Consider the following 20,715-nt stretch of genomic DNA (forward strand, 5'->3'; position numbering starts at 1 on the left):
GGCTAACCTAACTCTCGTGTTGGTCGACAGTCCCCCCGAATCCGAACAGAGCGCGGAGCCGATACCGCCCGCCGTGACCCGGAAGCGCCGTACGCTGCGCGCCGCCGGGCTGCTGGTGTCCGTCGGCGTCCTGCTGCTTGTCTGCGCCGCCGGTATCGCCGTCGGCGCCAAGTCGATACCGCTCGGCGACGTATGGCACGGCCTGTTCCACAACTCCGGTACCGGCAACGACGTGATCGTCGTCGACGTCCGGCTGCCCCGGACGCTGCTCGGGCTGCTCGTCGGCGCCGCGCTCGGGCTCGCCGGCGCGGTGATGCAGGCGCTCACCCGCAACCCCCTCGCCGAACCAGGGCTGTTGGGCGTCAACGCGGGCGCCGCCGCCGCGGTGGTCTCGGCCATCAGCTTCTTCGGCGTCACGTCCATCAGCGGTTACGTGTGGTTCGCCTTCGCCGGCGCGGCGATCGTCTCCGTCCTCGTGTACACGCTCGGCGGCAGCCGCAGCGCGACACCCGTACGGCTCGCCCTCGCCGGCACCGCGGCCACGGCGGCGCTCTTCGGCTATGTCAACGCGGTGCAGTTGCTGGACTCGGCTGCCCTGGACCGGCTGCGCTTCTGGACCGTGGGGTCACTGGCGTCGGCCGACATGTCGACCGTCGGCAAGGTGTGGCCGTTCATCGCCGTCGGCATCGTCCTCGCACTGCTGATCGCCCGACCGCTGAACGCGCTGGAGATGGGCGAAGACACCGCCAGGTCGCTGGGCGCCAATCTGACCCGGACCCGCGTCCTCGCCATGCTCTGCGTCACGCTGCTGTGCGGCGGGGCGACCGCGGCCTGCGGGCCGATCGTCTTCGTCGGGCTGATGGTGCCGCATCTCGTACGGGCCATCACCGGGCCGGACATGCGGTGGATCCTGCCGTACGCCGCCGTGCTCTCGCCCGTGCTGCTGCTGGGCGCCGATGTGATCGGGCGCGTCGTCGCGCGGCCGGCCGAGGTGCAGGTCGGCATCGTCACCGCGATCATCGGCGGGCCCGTCTTCATCCAGCTCGTACGTCGCAAGAGGATGGCCCAGCTGTGAGTGAAGACCTGACCACCACTGAGACCGCGGCCACCACCGCCACCACTGAGACCGCGGCCACCACCGCCGTCGGAAAGGGCGCGCGGAAGCTGCCGACACGCCCGGCCCGCACCAGCACGCGCGCCGTTCGCACCCCCGGCGGCCTCTCCCTCCGCGTCGACGCCCGATCGGCCCTCGTCGTCCTGCTGCTCCTGGTCGCCGTGTGCGCGATGTCCGTGATCCTCATCGGGCAGGGCGACTTCGCGATGGCGCCCGGCGACGTCGTCGCGACCCTCCTCGGAAACGGCACCGCCGCACAGGAGTTCATCGTCCAGGAGCTGCGGCTGCCGAGAATCCTGGTGGGCCTGCTCGTCGGCGCGGCGCTCGGGGTCGGCGGCGCGGTCTTCCAGTCCATCTCCCGCAATCCGCTGGGCAGTCCGGACGTCATCGGCTTCGGCCAGGGCGCCACCGTCGGCGCGCTGACCGTGATCGTCGTCCTCCAGGGCGGCTCGGTGGCCGTCGCGGGCGGCGCCGTCGTCGGCGGCCTGCTGACGGGTACGGGCATCTATCTGCTGGCCTGGAAGCGTGGCGTGCACGGCTACCGGCTGGTCCTCATCGGTATCGGCGTCGCCGCCATGCTCTCGGCGGTCAACCACTACCTGATCACCAAGGCCAGCCTCATCGACGCGACCCGCGCCGTGCTGTGGATGACGGGATCGCTCGACGGCCGGGACTGGGCGCAGGTCTGGCCCCTGCTCGCCGTCTGCGCCGTACTGATCCCCCTGTCGCTGGTGTACGGGCGGCCGTTGCGCATGCTGGAGATGGGCGACGACGCGGCGTACGCGCTCGGCGTACGGGTCGAACGCACCCGGCTCGTCCTGATGGGCGCCGCCGTGCTGCTCGTCTCCGCGGCCACCGCCGCGGCCGGGCCGATCACCTTCGTCGCCCTCAGCGCCCCCCAGCTGGCGCGCCGGCTGACCCGTTCGCCCGGCCCCAACCTCGGCCCGGCCGCGGCGATGGGAGCACTGCTGCTGCTGGTCGCCGACTGGACCGCGACATCGGCGTTCGGTGACCGTCAACTGCCGGCCGGCGTGGTGACCGGTGTGCTCGGCGGCTGCTATCTGCTCTGGCTGCTGGTCACCGAGCGCAAGGCGGGCCGGATATGAGCGCCGAAGTCCCCGCCACCCACTCGTCCCTCCGCACCCCCAGGAGCACGACCATGCAGCGCCTCACGGCGGAATCGGTGACCCTCGGCTACGACCAGCGGGTCATCGCCCGCGATCTCTCGGTCGAGATACCCGACCACTCGTTCACTGTGATAGTCGGCCCCAACGCCTGCGGGAAGTCAACCCTGTTGCGCGCCCTGTCACGGATGCTCAAGCCCTCCAGGGGCCGCGTCCTGCTCGACGGTGCCGCGATCCACTCCATGCCCGCCAAGAAGGTCGCCCGGACGCTGGGGCTGCTGCCGCAGTCGTCCATCGCGCCGGACGGCATCACGGTCGCCGACCTCGTCGCACGGGGCCGCTACCCGCACCAGGCGCTGCTGCGCCAGTGGTCCCCGGAGGACGAACGGATTGTCGAGGAGTCGATGGCGTCGACCGGCGTCGGCGAACTGGCCGATCGCTATGTCGACGAATTGTCCGGCGGGCAGCGGCAGCGGGTCTGGATCGCCATGGCGCTCGCCCAGCAGACACCGCTGCTGCTCCTGGACGAGCCCACCACCTTCCTGGACATCCAGTACCAGATCGATGTCCTCGACCTCTGCGCCGATCTGCACGAGACGCAGGGCCGTACGCTCGTCGCCGTCCTGCACGACCTCAACCACGCCGCCCGCTACGCCACCCACCTCATCGCGATGCGCGAGGGCGAGATCTACGCCGAGGGACCGCCCTCCGAGGTCGTGACCGCGCGGCTCGTCGAGCGCGTCTTCGGGCTGCGCTGCCAGGTCATCGACGACCCGGAGACCGGTACCCCGCTGGTCGTCCCGGCCGGGCGCAGGGCGCGGCACACCGTGCCGGTGGGGCTGCCCGAGTGAGCCGTACGCGCCCCTTCTGAGTCCGGGCGGTGGGTTGCGAACACAGCGGTCAGAGCAGCGAGCGCAACCGCAGCAGGTCCCGGAACCCCGCTTCGAGTCTGACCCGCCCCGAGCCCCACGCCTTGGCGAAGTTCAGCTCGCCGTCGACCATCGCCACCAGATCGTCGCCCGCCATGGCCAGCCTGATCTGCGCCTTCTCGCGCGGCGGGCCTTCGTGGGTGTCCAGCACCTCGATCCGGCCGTCGTCGAACCGACCGGTGAAGGTCGTGTCGAGGTCCGTGATGTGGCAGCTCAGCGAGCGGTCGAAACCGGCCGCCCCGCGGATCCCGTCGTCCGCCCGCGCCATGTTGTCCGAGAGCTTGTCGAGTGCGCTGCGGCACTCCTCCTTCGTCGCCATCGTGATCGACGGTACCGCAGGGCTTCGCGGTAGCGTCTGGGCATGAGCGACGAGACGGCGGGCGGCCCGGCCGACCAGGAGTACGCCTCCCCTCCCCCCGAGCCCCCTGCCCCTGTGCACGAGCCCGCCCCCACGGTCCACGAGCCCGCCGCCCCCGCGCCGCTCGGCATCGAGCGCGTGCCCACCGGCAGTCCCGAAGTGGACGAGAGGCTGGCCGCACTGGGCGCCGTGGACCACCTCCCGGCGGACGGCCACCTCGACGTGTACGAGGATGTGCACCGGGGCCTGCGCGACGCGCTCACCGCGCTCGACGTACGCCCCGGACCTGGCCAGGCCGCCCCTCGGCCCGGCCCCTCACCGTCGTACGACCACAGGAGCTGAACCGAACGTGGCAGGAGTGGCACGCCAACGCCTCGACGCCGAGCTGGTACGCCGCAAACTCGCACGCTCACGCGAGCACGCGACCCAACTGATCGCCGCGGGACGGGTGACCGTCGGTGGCGCCACCGCGACCAAGCCGGCCACCCAGGTCGAGAAGAGCGCCGCCGTGGTCGTCGCCGAGGACGGTGGCGACCCCGGGTACGTCTCGCGCGGCGGCCACAAACTCGCGGGCGCCCTCGCCGCCTTCGTACCCCGGGGACTTCGGGTGGAGGGCCGCAGGGCGCTGGACGCGGGCGCGTCGACCGGCGGCTTCACCGACGTACTGCTACGGGCCGGGGCCCGGCAGGTCGTCGCCGTGGACGTCGGTTACGGACAACTCGCCTGGTCCCTCAGGAGCGATGAACGGGTCACCGTCAAGGACCGCACGAACGTACGTGAGTTGACGCTGGAGATCATCGAGGGAGAGCCGGTGGACCTGGTCGTGGGGGATCTCTCGTTCATCCCGCTGGGCCTGGTGCTGCCCGCGCTGGTGCGGTGCGCCGCGCCCGACGCGGACCTGGTGCTCATGGTCAAGCCGCAGTTCGAGGTGGGCAAGGAACGCCTCGGCAGCGGCGGCGTGGTGCGCAGCCCGGAGCTGCGGGCCGAAACCGTACGGACAGTGGCGCGCAAGGCGGCGGAACTCGGCCTGGGGACACGTGGCGTGACCGCGAGCCCGCTGCCCGGACCCGCCGGGAACGTCGAGTACTTCCTGTGGCTCACCGCCGGAGCGCCCGAAGTCGATCCGGCCGATGTCGACCGTGCTGTGGCGGAGGGACCCCGTTGACGAAGAACCCGGAACAGACCACTCAGGCCGGTGCGGAGCCGGTTGCCGAGCCGGATACGGAGCCAAGTGCGGAGCCGGTCGCGGAACGCCGCACCGTCTTCCTGCTGGCCCACACCGGCAGAGCCGCCGCGATCCGCAGCGCCGAACTGGTGGTGCGGGGGCTGCTGCGCAACGGCCTGGGGGTACGGGTGCTGGCCTCCGAGGCGGCCGACCTGCCACTCCCGTCGGCCGTCGAGACCGTCCCGGAGGCCACGTCCGGCGCGCTGAACGGCTGTGAACTGCTGATCGTCCTCGGCGGCGACGGCACGCTGCTGCGCGGCGCCGCGTTCGCGCGGGCGTCCGGCGTGCCGATGCTCGGCGTCAACCTGGGCCGGGTCGGCTTCCTCGCGGAGGCGGAGCGCGACGACCTGGACAAGGTCGTGGACCGGGTCGTGACCCGCGCGTACGAGGTCGAGGAGCGGATGACCATCGACGTCCTCGTGCACAGCAACGGCGCCGTCGTGCACCGGGACTGGGCGCTCAACGAGGCGGCCGTGCAGAAGGTCTCGCCCGAGCGGATGCTGGAGGTCGTCCTGGAGATCGACGGGCGGCCGGTGACCGGCTTCGGCTGCGACGGCATCGTGTGTGCCACGCCGACCGGTTCGACGGCGTACGCCTTCTCGGCCGGCGGCCCGGTGGTGTGGCCGGAGGTGGAGGCGCTGTTGATGGTGCCGATCAGCGCGCACGCGCTGTTCGCGAAGCCGCTGGTGACGTCGCCGAAGTCGGTGCTCGCGGTCGAGGTGCAGCCGCACACGCCGCACGGGGTGCTGTGGTGCGACGGGCGCCGGACGGTCGAGCTGCCGGCGGGCGCGCGGGTGGAGGTACGGCGCGGGGCGGTGCCGGTACGGCTGGCGCGACTGCACCAGGCGTCCTTCACGGACCGGCTGGTGGCGAAGTTCGCGCTGCCGGTGGCGGGGTGGCGGGGCGCGCCGCACTGAACTCCGGGCGCCGCGCGGGCGCGGGCAGCCGCGGGGCAGGCCGTCCTGGACCCTGTCTTCGAAGTCCCGCCTGGCCCGCGGCGTCTGGTACGGCGTCTCGCGGCGTTGTCTTCAGTCATGCGAGTACGCCCGGTACGAGCATGATCCTCCGCCTTGCGACGCACCGCACCGCACCGCACCAACGGGACATCGGCCGCTCCGCAGCGGGCGCGGTCCCGCGGGCGGACGGCGCTACTTCGAAGACAGGCCCTGGCGGGACGCCCCCGCGTCGCCCGCGTCGTCCACGCGGAGCAGCGCCGCCGCGCCTTCCGCGACCAGGGTGACCGTGGCCGCCGGGACGTCCCCGCCCGCCAGGAGCGGGCGGCGTACGGCGGCCAGCGGCAGGTCGACCGTCGCCAGCACCACGCGTTCCACCTCGCACGCCAGGCGCGCGGCGGTGGCCACGAGCGCCGTCTCGACGCGCCGGTTGAGCCGGCGCAGCTCGTCGCGCGCCGCCGTGTCCCACTCCGGTTCGCCGAAGTCCCGCGCGCCGTGCACCAGGACGCGCGCCTCGTCGGGGTGTGCGCGGCTGAACTCGACGACGTGGCGGGCTGCGGCGACCGCCGAGGTGTCCAGCGCCGCGAGGAAACCGTCCTGGAAGCGGCTCACCGTCCGCAGCCACAGCGCCGACAGCAGGGCGGGCCGCTTCGCGAACCGGTGGTAGACCGAGCCGCTGGGCGCCCCCGCGCGGCGGGCGACGGCGGCCATGGTGACCGCGGCCGGGCCGGACTCGGCGGCGAGCGAGACCGCGGCGTCCAGCAGCGACTGCGGATCGTGTGCCGGTGGCCTTCCCATGCCCGGAGGCTATACGCTCGGAGCCGTATTGGAGATGTCTCTCTAATACGGTCGATGCCGTCACACAGACCGGGGAGGCCGTCATGGCCGTGTACAACCTGCACCGTCGGGCGATATCCGCCACCGCCCGCACACCGGAGGAGCTGGGCCGCCTGCTCGACTCCCTCGCCTCCCCGGACGACGCACTCTGGCCGCACGACCGCTGGCCCCGGATGCGGCTGGACCGGCCGCTCGGTGTCGGCGCCGCGGGCGGCCACGGCCCGATCCGCTACACCGTCGTCGCACACACTCCCGGCCGCTGGGTGCGCTTCCGCTTCAGCGGGCCGCGAGGTTTCCACGGCTTTCACGAGTACACAGTCGAAAGCACCCCGAACGGGGTGGTACTGCACCATCTCCTCACCATGCGGCTGCGCGGCGCCGCGCGATTCACCTGGCCGCTCGTCTGGCGCCGGCTGCACGACGCCCTGATCGAGGACAGCCTCGACCGCGCGGAAGGGGTGCGCAGGTCACAGTGGATTCCGTACGTACGAATGCTGCGCCGCGCCCTGTCCCCGAGATGAGCCGATCGTCTCCCCGAGAGTGCCCGGCGAGTGCCCGGCGAGTGCCCGGCGAGTGCCCGGCGAGTGGCCCTGCGGGCGAACCGGAGGCGGGGGCCGTCGCACACCGGGCTCCGAACCTCGTAAGGTCGTGTCCGTGTTGGAGGAGATGCGGATACGGTCGCTCGGGGTCATCGACGACGCGGTGGTCGAGCTGTCGCCGGGGTTCACCGCGGTGACCGGCGAGACAGGCGCGGGCAAGACCATGGTCGTCACCAGCCTGGGGCTGCTGCTCGGCGGTCGCGCCGACGCCGCCCTGGTGCGGATCGGTGCCAAGGCCGCGGTGGTGGAGGGGCGGCTCACCATGGCCGCCGACGCCCCGGCGGCCCGGCGCGCCGAGGAGGCCGGCGCCGAACTCGACGACGGCGCGCTGCTGATCAGCCGGACCGTCTCGGCGGAGGGGCGCTCGCGCGCCCACATCGGCGGGCGCTCCGTGCCGGTGGGTGTGCTGGCCGAGCTGGCGGACGACCTCGTCGCCGTGCACGGCCAGACCGACCAGCAGGGCCTGTTGCGGCCCGCGCGGCAGCGGGGGGCGCTCGACCGGTACGCGGGGGACGCGGTCGCCGCGCCGCTCGCCAAGTACACGGACGCCTACCGGCGGTTGCGGGCGGTCGCCGGCGAACTGGCGGAGCTGACCACCCGTGCCCGCGAACGCGCTCAGGAGGCCGACCTGTTGCGGTTCGGCCTGAACGAGATCGCCGCCGTCGAACCCCTGCCGGGGGAGGACACCGAACTGGCCGCCGAGGCCGAACGGCTCGGCCACGCCGAGGCGTTGGCGTCCGCCGCGTCCGTCGCGCACGCGGCGCTCGTCGGCGAGCCCGAGGACCCCGCGGAGGGCGGCGACGCGACGACGCTCGTCGGCGGCGCGGGACGGGCCCTGGAGGCCGTACGGTCCCACGACCCCGCCCTGGCCGCGCTCGCCGACCGGATGGGCGAGATCGCGATCCTGCTGGCGGACGTGGCCGGTGAACTCGCCGGTTACGCCGACAATCTGGAATCCGACCCGCGGCGGCTCGCGGTGGTCGAGGAGCGGCGGGCCGCGCTCACCGGTCTGACACGCAAGTACGGCGAGGACATCGCCGGCGTGCTGGCCTGGTCCCAGGAGAACGCGGCACGCCTGACCGAACTCGAAGGCGACGACGACCGGATCGGCGAGCTGACGGCCGAGCACGCCACCCTGTTGAGTGAACTGTCGTCTCTGGCGCAGGCGTTGACCGATGCCCGGACGGAGGCGGCGGCACGCTTCGCGGAAGCCGTCACCGCCGAACTCGCGTCCCTCGCGATGCCGCACGCACGCGTCTCGTTCGCCGTGAGCCAGACCGACGACCCGGCCGGTGTCGAGGTGGACGGCCGTCCCGTGGCGTACGGCCCGTCCGGCGCGGACGAGGTCGAACTGCTGCTGGCCCCGCACCCCGGCGCCCAGCCGCGGCCGATCGCCAAGGGCGCGTCCGGCGGCGAACTCTCCCGCGTGATGCTCGCGGTCGAGGTCGTCTTCGCCGGGTCGGATCCGGTGCCGACGTATCTCTTCGACGAGGTCGACGCGGGCGTCGGCGGCAAGGCGGCGGTCGAGGTCGGCCGGCGGCTCGCGAAGCTCGCCAAGTCGGCGCAGGTGGTGGTCGTGACGCACCTGCCGCAGGTCGCCGCCTTCGCCGACCGGCAACTGCTGGTGGAGAAGACGAACGACGGCTCGGTGACCCGCTCCGGCGTCACGGTCCTCGAAGGCGAGGACCGCGTACGGGAGTTGTCCCGGATGCTGGCGGGCCAGGAGGACTCGCAGACGGCCCGCGCCCACGCGGAGGAACTGCTCGCGACGGCCCGCGCGGACGCGTAGGCGTTCCGGGGAGCGTCGACGGGGTTGCCGGGCTCGTGGGCCGCGCTTGCCCTCGATCGCCGGACGGGCCGAGTGTGCGGCCCGTCCGGCGGGCATTTCAAGCCTGTCCGGCCGTTTGAGGACAGAACACGTTAGCCTGTCCGGCCGTTTGAGGACAGAACACGTTAGCCTGTCCGGCCGTTTGAGGACAGAACACGTAAGCTTGTCAGGCCGTTTGAGGACAGAACGCGTAAGCTTGTCAGGCCGTTTGAGGACGAACCGCCACCGGGCCGACCCGGTCGGACCGGTCCGGTCACTCACACAAGGGCCACTCTCGCGGCGGTACCGTACGCGGTGCGCGCCGTGAGGTCACTCGTGTGAGTGACGCCGGTCGGGGAGCCGCGCCGATCGACACACCCGCGACGCCCCCTCGGTGCCGGAAGGTCCGTACCGGCTGGCATCCTTGGCGCAGCACACACCACCGGAACAGGAGCCTCGGCCACGTGACACAGCTGCGTACGGTCCAAGTGCTCGGCGGTGGCAGCGCGGCCAGCAGCGCGCACGTCCGGTCGCTGGCGGCGGGGCTCGTGGCCCGGGGCGTACGGGTCAGCGTCTGCGCGCCGGACTCGCTGGAACGGATCTACGACTTCCGGGGCTGCGGCGCCGACCACGTGCCGGTGGCCCGGCGCGGCGACCCCGTCTCCCTCGGGGCACTGCGGGCCGCCTGTGCCGGCGCCGACGTGGTGCACGCGCACGGACTGCACGCCGCCGTACGCGCGGCGGTCGCCCTCGGCGGGCAGCGGGTGCCGCTCGTCGTCACCTGGCACACCCGTGTGTACGCGGACGGGCCACGCGGCCATCTGCTGCGGCTGCTGGAACGAAGGGCCGTCAGGGCGGCGGCCGTTGTGTTCGGCGCATCGTCCGAACTGGTCGACCGGGCCCGCAGGCGCGGCGCCCGCGACGCGCGCCTCGCGACGGTCGCGGTACCGGCCCCGCGCCGGCCGGCCCCCGCGTTCGGCGACGACGCCGTGCACGACGAGGACGGCAAGGCCCGCGCCGAACTGGGCGCGGTGGGGCGGCCGTTGCTGATGGCCGTCGGCAGCCTCGTACCGGACCGGGGACACGGCACACTGCTGGACGCCGCGAGGGCGTGGCGCGGCCTCGACCCCGTACCGCTCCTCGTCATCGCTGGCGAGGGCCGCGAACGGGCCGTGCTCCAGGGGCGGATCGACGACGAGGGCCTGCCGGTCAGCCTCGTCGGCCGCCGCGACGACGTCACCGAACTCCTCGCCGCCGCGGACATCGCGCTGCTGCCCAGCCGCTGGGAGGCCCGCTCGCCGCTGGCCCAGGAGGCGCTGCGGCTCGGTGTCCCCCTGGTCGCCACGGCGGTCGGCGCACTACCCGAACTGGTCGGCGAAGCGGCGGAGTTGATCCCGTACGGCGACGCCACCGCCCTCGCGGACACGGTCACCCGCCTGCTGGCCGACCCCGACCGGCGGGCCGAACTCGCGGCGGCGGGGCGGGTGCGGGCGGCGACGTGGCCGACGGAGGACGACACGATCGCCCACGTCCTGAGCGTCTACGACGAGTTGACGCAACCGTCACCGCTGCGCTGAACGCGGCCTGTCCGGTGACTCTTCGGGCTTGTGGCACCTGGTGCCGGCCGGGTGGGGTCCGTCCGGTGGCCGGTTCGTCCTCAATCGCCGGACGAAAGAGCCGCGCAACGCGGGCCCGGCGGGGCGTGAGCGCGGCAGGCGCTGCCGCCCGGCCCGGCGTTCACCCCACTCAGCCGACGTGGCGCCGGGCGCGTAGCGCCAGGCTCAGGGCCAGGACCGTCTGCGGGTCGTCCAGGTCCGTGCCGAGCAGTTCGGAGATGCGGGCCAGCCGGTTGTAGAGCGTCTGTCTGTTCAGATGCAGTTCGCGCGCCGTCTCCGCCTTGCGGCCCGCGTGGTCCAGGAACGTCGCCAGCGTCGGCAGCAGCGGGGCGCGTGACGCGCGGTCGTGGGCGAGCAGCGGGCCGATCGCGCGGTCCACGAACGCCGACAGGTCCGGATGGTCCCGCAGCCGCCACAGCAGCAGGTCGATGTCCAGCCGCCGGGCGTCGTGCCACGGCCGCTCCGGCAGGCCCCGCGCCGCCGCCGCGGTCTCCGCCGCGTGCCGCAGGCCCGCGCTCGCCGCCGCCCAGCCGCCCGGGACCCCGACGACCACCACCGGCCGCGGGCCGCCCGGACGTTCGAGACCGGCCCGTTCCACGCCCGCCCGCAGCGCCGCGGCCACCCGGTCGGCCACCGACGCGCGTTCGGACTCCGAGCGCAGCGCGAGCAGCAGCGGGACCCGGCCCTCCACGGGACGTACGCCCAGCAGTACCGGCACCCCCACCGACGACAGCTCCTCCAGCACGGCCCGCGCCAGCGGCGCCCAGTTGCCCGGCGGGGCCGGCTCCGGGCCCAGCCGCATCACCACCGGCAGCAGCGGCCCGTGGCCCGGCCTGAAGCCCAGCACCGCGGCCTGCGCGGGCGCGTCGTCCGCCGTGATCCGGCCCTCGGCGAGGTCGGTGAGGAAGTCGCCCCGGCCGCGTGCGGCCAGCTCGTCCTCCTGGCGGGCCTGCATCAGGACGACCGCGAGGATGCCCGCCGCCCGCTCGGCCGCCATCCGGTGCACCGGGAGCAGCGGGGTCGCCACCGGAGGCAGGACGAGCCGGGCGCGTACCGAACCGGCCCCGTGCCCGCCACCGGGTACGTCCACCAGCACCGTGCCCGCCGGCGGACCCGCCTCGCGGTCGGCCCGCTGCGCGCGCAGCCCCGCCCAGACCTGGAGCGGCTCAGCGGCCGTCGGCGGGGCGGCCCCCGACGCGCCGGCCGCCGCGTACAGGAGCTGTCCGTCGGCGGTCTCCAGGAAGACCGGGTTGCCTGCGAAGTCGGCGAGGATGCGCAGCACCTGGGGGACGCCACCGCCGTCGAGCAGCGCGTCCGTGCACCGCCGGTGGACCTCCTCGGCCTGCCGCAGCAGCGCGTAGTGCCCGTTGACGATCTCGGTGTGGATCTCCTCGGTCACCGAGACGAACGGCACCTCACGGTGCAGCTGCACCAGCGGCAGCCCGGCAGCCCGCGCCGCCTCGACGACCGCGGTGGGCAGCCGCCCGAACCGCGGCCCCAGCTCCACCACCAGCGCCGCGATCCCGCGATCGGCGAGCCCGCGCACGAAGGCGCGCTGCTCGGCGGGGCGGGCGCCCAGACCTATGCCGGTGGTGAGCAGCAGTTCGCCGCCCTTGAGGAGGGACGCGATGTTCGGCACCTCGCCCGCGTGCACCCAGCGCACGGTGCGGTGCAGCCGGTCGGCCCCCACGACGACCTCCGGGAGCCCGCCACGGAGTCCCGGCAGCTCAAGGGCCCGCCGCACGCTGATTCCGGCCTGTTCGTCCATGCTCCGGACGCTACCCGGCCCGCGCCTCCGCGTCCGTCCCCGGACCCGCGCGGGCCGCCGTGCGGCGTACGGGAAGCCCCGCCCGGGGCCTCTCAGCCCCCGTACGCCCCCGAAGCCGTCAGACGCAGCGCCGTGTCGATCAGCGGCACATGGCTGAACGCCTGCGGGAAGTTGCCGACCTGCCGCTTCAGCCGCGGGTCCCACTCCTCGGCCAGCAGCCCCAGATCGTTACGGAGCGCCAGCAGCTTCTCGAAGAGCTTCCGGGCCTCGTCGACCCGGCCGATCATCGCGAGATCGTCGGCCAGCCAGAACGAGCAGGCCAGGAACGCGCCTTCGTCGCCCTCCAGGCCGTCCACGCCCGCGTCCTCGCCCGAGGTCGGGTAGCGCAGGACGAAGCCGTCCTCCGTGGACAGCTCGCGCTGGATCGCCTCGATGGTGCCGATGACGCGCTTGTCGTCCGGCGGCAGGAAGCCCATCTGCGGGATCAGCAGGAGCGAGGCGTCCAGCTCCTTGGAGCCGTACGACTGCGTGAAGGTGTTGCGCTCCTTGTCGTAACCCTTCTCACACACGTCGTGGTGGATGTCGTCGCGCATCTCGCGCCAGCGCTCCAGTGGACCGTCCGCGTCGCCGGACTCGATCAGCTTGATCGTCCGGTCGACCGCGACCCAGGCCATCACCTTCGAGTGCACGAAGTGGCGGCGCGGTCCGCGCACCTCCCAGATGCCCTCGTCCGGCTGGTCCCAGTGGCGTTCCAGATACTCGATCAGCTTGAGCTGGAGCAGCGAGGCGTAGTCGTTGCGCGCCAGACCCGTCATGTGCGCCAGGTGCAGCGCCTCGGTGACCTCGCCGTACACGTCGAGCTGGAGCTGGTGCGCCGCGCCGTTGCCGACCCGGACGGGGCCCGACCCCTCGTAACCCGGCAGCCAGTCCAGCTCCGCCTCGCCCAGCTCACGCTCGCCCGCGATCCCGTACATGATCTGGAGATTCTCGGGGTCGCCCGCGACGGCCCGCAGCAGCCATTCGCGCCAGGCGCGGGCCTCCTCGCGGTAGCCGGTGCGCAGCAGCGAGGAGAGGGTGATGGCGGCGTCGCGCAGCCAGGTGTAGCGGTAGTCCCAGTTCCGTACGCCCCCGATCTCCTCGGGCAGCGACGTCGTGGGCGCGGCTACGATGCCGCCGGTCGGCGCGTACGTCAGGGCCTTGAGCGTGATCAGCGAGCGGACGACGGCCTCGCGGTAGGGGCCGTGGTACGTACAGTGCTCGACCCACTCCCGCCAGAAGTCCGACGTCAGGGTCAGCGACCCCTCGGGGTCCGGCAGCGCGGGCGGCTGCCGGTGCGAGGGCTGCCAGCTGATGGTGAAGGCGACGCGGTCGCCCGGCGCCACGGTGAAGTCCGAGTACGTCGTCAGGTTCTTGCCGTACGTGTCCGCCTCGGTGTCGAGCCAGATCGAGTCCGGCCCGGCGACGGCGACGGTGCGGTTGTCGACCTGGTGCACCCAGGGCACCACCCGGCCGTAGCTGAAACGCATCCGCAGCGCGGAGCGCATGGGCACCCGGCCGCTGATGCCCTCCACGATCCGGATCAGCTGCGGCGCGCCGTCACGCGGGGGCATGAAATCGGTCACTCTGACCGTGCCGCGCGGCGTGTCCCACTCCGATTCCAGGATCAGGGAGTCGCCCACGTAACGGCGCCGGTCGGCCCGCGGTGGTTCGGCTCCCGCCGGGGAGGCCGGTCCGAGCCGCCAGAAACCGTGTTCGTCGGTTCCCAGCAGCGCCGCGAACACGGCGTGCGAATCGAAGCGGGGCAGGCACAGCCAGTCGACTGTGCCGTCCCGGCAGACCAGGGCAGCGGTCTGCATGTCTCCGATGAGTGCGTAATCCTCGATGCGCCCGGCCACGTGCATCTCCAGTCGAACGGCCACGTTCGCCCCTCGGGGCGCTTACTGCGGTCAAGGGTCGTTGACGAGCTCTTTTTCCGGGAACACGGGCGGGGGTGGTGCCGTTTGCCGGCCGGACTCGGCAGCGAATGTCCGAGCAGGATACGACGCACGTCGGGGATCCGCGCAGGTGTCCCGGCAATATGAATGAGCCGAACGAGTGGCCCCAGGGTGACACAGTCCCGGCCGTCGCACCTGGCGATGACGTGCGGTGACGGGGCGACGACTGAGCGCCGACCGGGGGCCGGGCCGACCGGGGACCCTGAGGTGATCATGTGTTGACCGTGCGCAGATCCTGAGGTCTCACCGGTGATCAATCTGTGATCTTGGACCGGTCCGGGGCGGTCGCCGGTGCCGACGGTGAGGTGGCCGAAAATCGCCCCCGGCAGGTTCCCGCCGCGCCCCCGGCGCACGTGCGGGTGCCGCGACTGTCGCCGGGTGATTGCGAGGGCGGGTCCGGGGCGGGTCCGGGGGTGCGCCCGGCGGCCGGTCCCGGGGGTCCGGCGCGTGGACGACGGGAGCGTGCCCCTGCCGTCGCTGATACCCTGGTGGCCCGTGGGCGGATGGCCCCCCAGCGCTTCTCAGGGGCCCCGAACCGCAGCGACGGCACCCCCTGAAGATCCTCCGGTCCCACCGGTGATCCACCGGACAGGGGCGCCGGTACGCACCTCAGACCGCGACCACGGGAGCCCCCTCTTGGCCATGCCGAACCGATCCTCGACCTCCTCGACGACCAAGCACATCTTCGTCACCGGGGGCGTCGCTTCCTCCCTCGGCAAGGGCCTGACCGCCTCCAGCCTGGGGGCCCTCCTCAAGGCGCGGGGCCTGCGGGTCACCATGCAGAAGCTCGACCCGTATCTGAACGTCGACCCCGGCACGATGAACCCGTTCCAGCACGGTGAGGTGTTCGTCACCAACGACGGCGCCGAGACCGACCTGGACATCGGGCACTACGAGCGCTTCCTGGACGTCGACCTCGACGGCTCGGCCAACGTCACCACCGGCCAGGTCTACTCGACGGTCATCGCCAAGGAACGGCGCGGCGAGTACCTCGGCGACACCGTCCAGGTCATCCCGCACATCACCAACGAGATCAAGCACCGCATCCGGCGCATGGCGACCGACGACGTCGACGTCGTCATCACGGAGGTCGGCGGCACGGTCGGCGACATCGAGTCGCAGCCCTTCCTGGAGACCGTCCGCCAGGTCCGCCACGAGGTGGGCCGCGACAACGTCTTCGTCGTGCACATCTCGCTGCTCCCCTACATCGGCCCCTCGGGCGAGCTGAAGACCAAGCCCACCCAGCACTCCGTCGCCGCGCTGCGGAGCATCGGTATCCAGCCGGACGCGATCGTGCTGCGCGCCGACCGCGAGGTGCCGCTGTCGATCAAGCGCAAGATCTCGCTCATGTGCGACGTGGACGAGGACGCGGTGGTGGCCTGCGTGGACGCCAAGTCGATCTACGACATCCCCAAGGTGCTGCACACCGAGGGCCTGGACGCCTACGTCGTACGGAAGCTGGACCTGCCGTTCCGCGACGTCGACTGGACCGTCTGGGACGACCTGCTGGACCGGGTCCACAACCCCGACCACGAGGTCACCGTCGCGCTCGTCGGCAAGTACATCGACCTGCCCGACGCCTATCTGTCGGTGACCGAGGCGCTGCGCGCGGGCGGCTTCGCCAACCGGGCGCGGGTGAAGGTCAAGTGGGTCACCTCCGACGACTGCAAGACTCCGGCGGGCGCGGCGCGTCACCTCGGGGATGTCGACGGCATCCTGATCCCCGGCGGATTCGGCGAGCGCGGCGTGACTGGCAAGGTCGGGGCGATCCAGTACGCACGCGAACAGAAGATCCCATTGCTGGGCATCTGTCTGGGCCTCCAGTGCATCATCATCGAGGCCGCGCGCAACCTCCTGGAGAACCCGGACGCCAACTCCACGGAGTTCGACGCCGCGACGGCGCACCCGGTGATCTCCACGATGGAGGAGCAGCTCGCCTACGTGGAAGGCGCCGGCGACCTGGGCGGCACGATGCGCCTGGGCCTGTACCCGGCGAAGCTCGTGGACGGCTCGATCGTGCGGGGCGTCTACGACGACCAGCCGTACGTGGAGGAGCGCCACCGCCACCGCTACGAGGTCAACAACGCGTACCGCGCGGAGCTGGAGAAGAAGGCGGGCATCGTCTTCTCGGGCACGTCGCCCGACAACAAGCTCGTCGAGTACGTGGAGTACCCGCGCACGGTGCACCCCTACCTGGTCGCCACCCAGGCGCACCCGGAGCTGCGGTCCCGTCCGACCAGGCCGCACCCGCTGTTCGCGGGCCTGGTCAAGGCCGCGGTGGAGCGTCAGCAGGGCGCGTAGGGCGCGGGTCCGAGGCGATAACGTTGACCGAGGTACGGCTCTCCCGGGCACCGGGATCCGTACCTCGGTTTCCGCTTGTACGGGCGTGTGTAGGAGGACGTTTCGATGGCGATGGCGATCAAGGACACCCCCGAGGAGTGGCGGATCACGGCCACGGCGACGCCGTTCCGGGGCAACAAGACCAGCGTCCGTACGGACGACGTGGTCATGCCCGACGGTTCGGTCGCGCGCCGTGACTACCAGGTCCACCCCGGTTCGGTCGCGATCCTCGCCCTGGACGACTCGGACCGCGTGCTGGTCGTACGCCAGTACCGGCACCCTGTGCGCCAGAAGCTCTGGGAGATCCCGGCCGGCCTGCTCGACATCCCCGGCGAGAACCCGCTGCACGCGGCGGAACGGGAGCTGTACGAGGAGGCGCACGTCAAGGCGGCGGACTGGCGGGTGCTGACGGACGTCTACACGACGCCGGGCGGCTGCGACGAGTCCGTACGGGTCTTCCTGGCCCGCGAGCTGTCCGAGGCGGAGGGCGAGCGGTTCGACGTCTCCGAGGAGGAGGCGGACATGGAACAGGCGCGGGTGCCGCTGACGGAGCTGGTACGGGGCGTGCTGGCCGGCGAGCTGCACAACAACGCGCTCGTCGTGGGGGTGCTGTCGCTGACCGCGGCGCTGGCGGGGGACGGGGTGGACGCGCTGCGTCCGGCGGACGCGGAGTGGCCGGCGCGGCCGTTCGAGTCATGAGTCGGTAGGACGAACTGCTGATCCGATTGGGGGATTTGTCGCCGCGTCCGCCTGGTTCGTCGCACAGCGTGAACTAGGCTCGAATCACCCGTGCGGACACCCGCCGGGCTCGATTCGTCCGCACCCCGCCGAACGGGCAGGGGAAGGAGCGTGGCCGTGACGGACCAGGCGGTTGACTTGGACGGCGGCCCTGCCGGGTCGCGCACGGGAGCCTCAACTCCCGCCGACACGGCTCCACCTGACGGGCAGTCGGCTCCCCCCGCGCGTCGCCGCCGAACCGCCCGTGCGCGGGCGGCCTCTGACAGCGGGTCGGCCACGCCGCCGGACACCGCCGATGAGGCCGCCGGGGCCGACCCCGCCGGGCCGGCCCCGGCGCCGCCCGAAGCCGCTCGCCGGGTCGATGCGGCGCTGCCGGATCCAGACGACAGCCCGCCCGCCCGGGTCGCCGCCGGGCGCAAGAAGCCCGGCCCCCGGGCCGGCGCGGGGTCGCCGACCTCCCGTGCGCGGCGGGCCTCCGACCGTGGCGCGGTGGCGGAGGCCGATTCCGTGGCTCCTGCGGAAGCCGCTGAGGTGTCCGCCGGTCCGCCGGTCACCTCCCGTGCGCGGGGGGCCGCCCCGGGCAGGGGGGCGACGACGGGCGGTCGGGCCGCCGCGGCGCCGGACGCCGGCCACGTGGCGACGGAGTCGGGCACCCCGGCTGCGCCGGAGCCCGCTGAAGAGGGACCCGACCAGGCCAGGGCCAAGCGCAAGAAGTCCGGTCCGCGCGGCGGCGCGGGGTCGCCGACTGCCGCACCGACCACGGCCGGTGCGCGAGGGGTCTCCGACCGCGGCGCGGTGACGGGTGGCCCGGTTGCGGGGGCGGAGGCCGCTGAGGTGTCCGCCGGTCCGCCTGCCACCTCCCGTGCGCGGGGGGTGGCCTCCGCCGGGGGGACGACGCGCGGTCGGGCCGCCGCCGCGTCGGACGCCGGGCGCGTGGCGGTCGAGTCGGCGCCCACCGCCGGTGTTCCGGGCGTGGTGACGGAAGTCAGTTCTCCGGCCGGGACGGATGCTCTCGGCGGGTCGCCGGTCGGTGGTCCGGGTATTGCCGCGCCGGACGCCGTCGATGAAGCCCGGTCGGCGCCCACCGCCGGCCCTCCCGGCGTGGTGACGGCCGCCCCCGGCGGGGCGGGCGGCAAGGAGTCCGGTCCGTCGATCAGCGACCGTGCGTCGGCGGTGGGTGCCGGGCGGACGGCAGTCGGCCCGGCACCCACCGTACGGGCGGCGGCCCGCCCTCCCGCCCCCGTCGGCCGGCAGGCCGACCCCGCGCCCGGGTTCTTCGGGCGGCAGCGGGAGTTGAAGGCTCTGCACGGGGACATCGAGCGGGCCGGGCTCAATACCATCGGCGGGCGCAAGGCCGCCCATACCCGGGTTCTTCTCATCGCCGGGCAGCGGGGCGCCGGGCGGACCGCGCTCGCGCGGGAGTTGGCGCGGCAGGTGGGGCGGCGGTATCCGGACGGGGTGCTGCACATCCGGCTCACCGAGCCGGGCGGCGAGCCCGTCCCCGTCGAGCGCACCGCACGTGACCTCCTCGGCGAGTTCGGCCTCCCCGTGCCGCCCGGCGCCGGTGAGGACGAGTTGTCCGACATGGTGCGCGAGGCGCTGGCCGTACGCCGGGTCCTGCTGCTCCTCGACGACGCCCACGACGCCGAGCAGGTCGACCTGCTGCTCCCCGAGAACCCGGACTGCCTCGTCGTCGCCGTCGCCCGCGGCCCGCTCACCGGTATCCCGGACATCCGCCCGTGCACCATCGGTGGCCTGGACGCCAAGGCGGCCATCGAACTGCTCGCCACCTTCACCGGATCCGTACGGATCACCGTCGACCCGCAGGCCGCCGAGTCCCTGGCGGAGGAGTGCGGTGGCCAGCCCGCCGCGCTCGCCGTCGTCGGCGGCTGGCTCGCCACCCACCCCATGGTCTCGGTCGCCGATGTCGCCAAGCGGCTGCGCGCCGTCCCCGAGGATTCCCAACAGCCGCAGGGCGCCCGCCCGTTGGCGCGTGCCTTCCGGTTCGTGTACGAGGGGCTGCCGCCCTCCACCGCCGGGATGCTGCGACTGCTCGCGCTCGCCCCCGCCGGATTCGCCGACGCCCACACCGCGTCCGCGCTGGCCGGCTGTTCCGTCTCCGCCGCGCGGGCGGCGCTGGACGATCTCGCCGCGCTGCACCTGCTGCGCCCGGCGGGGGAGCAGTTCGAGGTCCCCGGCGCCCTCGCCCCCCTGATGCGCGCGCTGATGGACGCGACGGACCGCCCCGCCGAGGTGCAGCTCGCCAGGGCCCGGATGCTGGAGCGGACCGTACGGCTGCTCCAGTCCTGCCGGGCCGTCACCGAGCCCGACGGCTCCCCGGCCCGAAAGAAGCTCGCCGCGCTGCCCCGCGCCGTGCGCTTCGCGACCGCCCCGGCCGCCGCCGACTGGCTGCGCTCCCGCAGGCCCGCGCTGCTGGCCTGCGCCCGGCTCGCGGTGGCCGACGGCGAGCTGGACACCCTCGCCCGCAGGCTGGTCGCCGCGCTCGTCAGGGCGCTCGCCGCGCACCAGGGCACGGACGCGGCGGCGCCGGACCTGTACGGGCTCCACCAGCTCGTCCTCGGTGTCGCCGAGCGCCAGGGACTGCACCGCGAGGAGGCCGCCGCGCTGCTCAACATCGGCGATCTGGACGCCCGGACGGGCCGTACGCACGACGCGCTGGCCCGTTACCGGTCCGCCCTGGACGCCGGAAGGGCCGCGAACGACCACTACGCGACCGGCCGCGCGATGGAATCCGTAGGCGGCGCGTACCAGGAACTCCAGGACTGGCACCGCGCCGCCGACTGGTACGGCAGGGCGCTCGCGCAGCGGCTCAGCCGCGGTGAGCGGGCCGACGAGGCGCGGCTGTACGCACGGCTCGGCACCGTCCATACCTACGCGGGCCGCTACGGCGAGGCGCTGCGCCACTGGCGGGCCGCCGCGGCGGGGCACCGCAGGCTCCGGGATCTCACCGGCCAGGCCCGCGCGCTCAGCGAGGCGGCCAGGGTCCAGGAGTACGCGGGCCGTCCCGAGGAGTCGCTGCACACCTGCCAGGAGGCCGTGGAGTGGGCCCGGCTGGCCGGCGACAGCCGTCTCCAGGCCGCGCTGGAGCTGAGGCTCGCGGACACGCTGGACCGCCTCGGCGACCCGACGGCGGCCCGTCTGCACCGCAACGCCTCCGATCGTTTGCTCGGAACCGGCCCCTCCGCCTACGAAATCCGTAGCGCCTCGGTAGAAGGTTGATGCTTTGCAAGGCTAGACAGCAGGAACTCCTTCATTAAACTGGCTCTGTCGTAACCGGCAACGATGCCTTCCG

Annotated in this window: 16 protein-coding genes; 12 read left to right on the forward strand and 4 right to left on the reverse strand. The window is 73.3% G+C overall.

The annotated features are described in order from the left end of the window. Positions 1 to 16 precede the first annotated feature (16 nt). The 3 genes from OG700_RS31610 to OG700_RS31620 all read left to right on the forward strand — a co-directional run bounded on the left by OG700_RS31610 (position 17) and on the right by OG700_RS31620 (position 3,089). Positions 17 to 1,075, forward strand: coding sequence for a FecCD family ABC transporter permease (locus tag OG700_RS31610; protein ID WP_405619543.1), 1,059 nt, complete (start codon positions 17 to 19; stop codon positions 1,073 to 1,075). 89 nt (positions 1,076 to 1,164) lie between these two features. Continuing rightward, on the forward strand, positions 1,165 to 2,220 hold the full coding sequence (locus OG700_RS31615) for a FecCD family ABC transporter permease (protein WP_405622119.1): 1,056 nt from the start codon (positions 1,165 to 1,167) through the stop codon (positions 2,218 to 2,220). After that, on the forward strand, positions 2,217 to 3,089 hold the full coding sequence (locus tag OG700_RS31620; protein ID WP_405619545.1) for an ABC transporter ATP-binding protein: 873 nt from the start codon (positions 2,217 to 2,219) through the stop codon (positions 3,087 to 3,089). Before OG700_RS31615 ends, OG700_RS31620 begins: the two co-directional genes overlap by 4 nt. A gap of 49 nt (positions 3,090 to 3,138) precedes the next feature. On the opposite strand, the gene OG700_RS31625 is transcribed toward OG700_RS31620, so the two are convergent. Continuing rightward, positions 3,139 to 3,486, reverse strand: coding sequence for an SCP2 sterol-binding domain-containing protein (locus tag OG700_RS31625; protein ID WP_405619547.1), 348 nt, complete (start codon positions 3,484 to 3,486; stop codon positions 3,139 to 3,141). A 42-nt stretch (positions 3,487 to 3,528) separates the two neighbouring features. Here OG700_RS31625 and OG700_RS31630 point away from each other — a divergent pair, with 42 nt between their 5' ends. The 3 genes from OG700_RS31630 (at position 3,529) to OG700_RS31640 (ending at position 5,667) form a co-directional block, all read left to right on the forward strand. After that, the gene (locus tag OG700_RS31630) at positions 3,529 to 3,867 is read left to right on the forward strand and encodes a hypothetical protein (RefSeq protein ID WP_405619549.1); all 339 of its coding nucleotides are present in this window, start codon (positions 3,529 to 3,531) and stop codon (positions 3,865 to 3,867) included. A 7-nt stretch (positions 3,868 to 3,874) separates the two neighbouring features. Further along, the gene (locus OG700_RS31635; RefSeq protein WP_405619551.1) at positions 3,875 to 4,690 is read left to right on the forward strand and encodes a TlyA family RNA methyltransferase; all 816 of its coding nucleotides are present in this window, start codon (positions 3,875 to 3,877) and stop codon (positions 4,688 to 4,690) included. A 101-nt stretch (positions 4,691 to 4,791) separates the two neighbouring features. Then, positions 4,792 to 5,667, forward strand: a complete 876-nt coding sequence (locus OG700_RS31640; RefSeq protein ID WP_405622121.1) for an NAD kinase — start codon at positions 4,792 to 4,794, stop codon at positions 5,665 to 5,667. A 231-nt stretch (positions 5,668 to 5,898) separates the two neighbouring features. Here OG700_RS31640 and OG700_RS31645 read toward each other — a convergent pair whose 3' ends face one another. Then, entirely contained in the window at positions 5,899 to 6,501 is a 603-nt protein-coding gene (locus OG700_RS31645; protein WP_405619553.1) for a TetR/AcrR family transcriptional regulator, read from the reverse strand. 83 nt (positions 6,502 to 6,584) lie between these two features. Between OG700_RS31645 and OG700_RS31650 the strand changes: the two genes are divergently transcribed. The 3 genes from OG700_RS31650 (at position 6,585) to OG700_RS31660 (ending at position 10,523) form a co-directional block, all read left to right on the forward strand. Continuing rightward, positions 6,585 to 7,061 (forward strand): SRPBCC family protein, encoded by a 477-nt coding sequence (locus OG700_RS31650; protein WP_405619555.1) that lies wholly within the window; start codon positions 6,585 to 6,587, stop codon positions 7,059 to 7,061. A 145-nt stretch (positions 7,062 to 7,206) separates the two neighbouring features. Then, positions 7,207 to 8,928, forward strand: a complete 1,722-nt coding sequence (recN, locus tag OG700_RS31655) for a DNA repair protein RecN (RefSeq protein WP_405622123.1) — start codon at positions 7,207 to 7,209, stop codon at positions 8,926 to 8,928. Between the two features lie 482 nt (positions 8,929 to 9,410). Next, entirely contained in the window at positions 9,411 to 10,523 is a 1,113-nt protein-coding gene (locus tag OG700_RS31660; RefSeq protein ID WP_405619557.1) for a glycosyltransferase family 4 protein, read from the forward strand. A gap of 169 nt (positions 10,524 to 10,692) precedes the next feature. On the opposite strand, the gene OG700_RS31665 is transcribed toward OG700_RS31660, so the two are convergent. Continuing rightward, positions 10,693 to 12,330, reverse strand: a complete 1,638-nt coding sequence (locus OG700_RS31665; RefSeq protein WP_405619559.1) for a PucR family transcriptional regulator — start codon at positions 12,328 to 12,330, stop codon at positions 10,693 to 10,695. 92 nt (positions 12,331 to 12,422) lie between these two features. Beyond that, positions 12,423 to 14,231, reverse strand: a complete 1,809-nt coding sequence (locus OG700_RS31670) for a glycoside hydrolase family 15 protein (protein ID WP_405622125.1) — start codon at positions 14,229 to 14,231, stop codon at positions 12,423 to 12,425. 735 nt (positions 14,232 to 14,966) lie between these two features. On the opposite strand from OG700_RS31670, the gene OG700_RS31675 reads away from it, so the two are divergent. From OG700_RS31675 to OG700_RS31685, 3 genes are all read left to right on the forward strand, one after another. Beyond that, entirely contained in the window at positions 14,967 to 16,625 is a 1,659-nt protein-coding gene (locus tag OG700_RS31675) for a CTP synthase (protein ID WP_405619561.1), read from the forward strand. A 111-nt stretch (positions 16,626 to 16,736) separates the two neighbouring features. Next, positions 16,737 to 17,363, forward strand: a complete 627-nt coding sequence (locus OG700_RS31680) for an NUDIX domain-containing protein (protein ID WP_405622127.1) — start codon at positions 16,737 to 16,739, stop codon at positions 17,361 to 17,363. 1,191 nt (positions 17,364 to 18,554) lie between these two features. Further along, positions 18,555 to 20,642, forward strand: coding sequence for a tetratricopeptide repeat protein (locus tag OG700_RS31685; protein WP_405622129.1), 2,088 nt, complete (start codon positions 18,555 to 18,557; stop codon positions 20,640 to 20,642). Positions 20,643 to 20,715: the final 73 nt, after the last annotated feature.

The sequence above is a fragment of the Streptomyces sp. NBC_01508 genome (assembly GCF_045040315.1).
Lineage (GTDB): Bacteria > Actinomycetota > Actinomycetes > Streptomycetales > Streptomycetaceae > Streptomyces.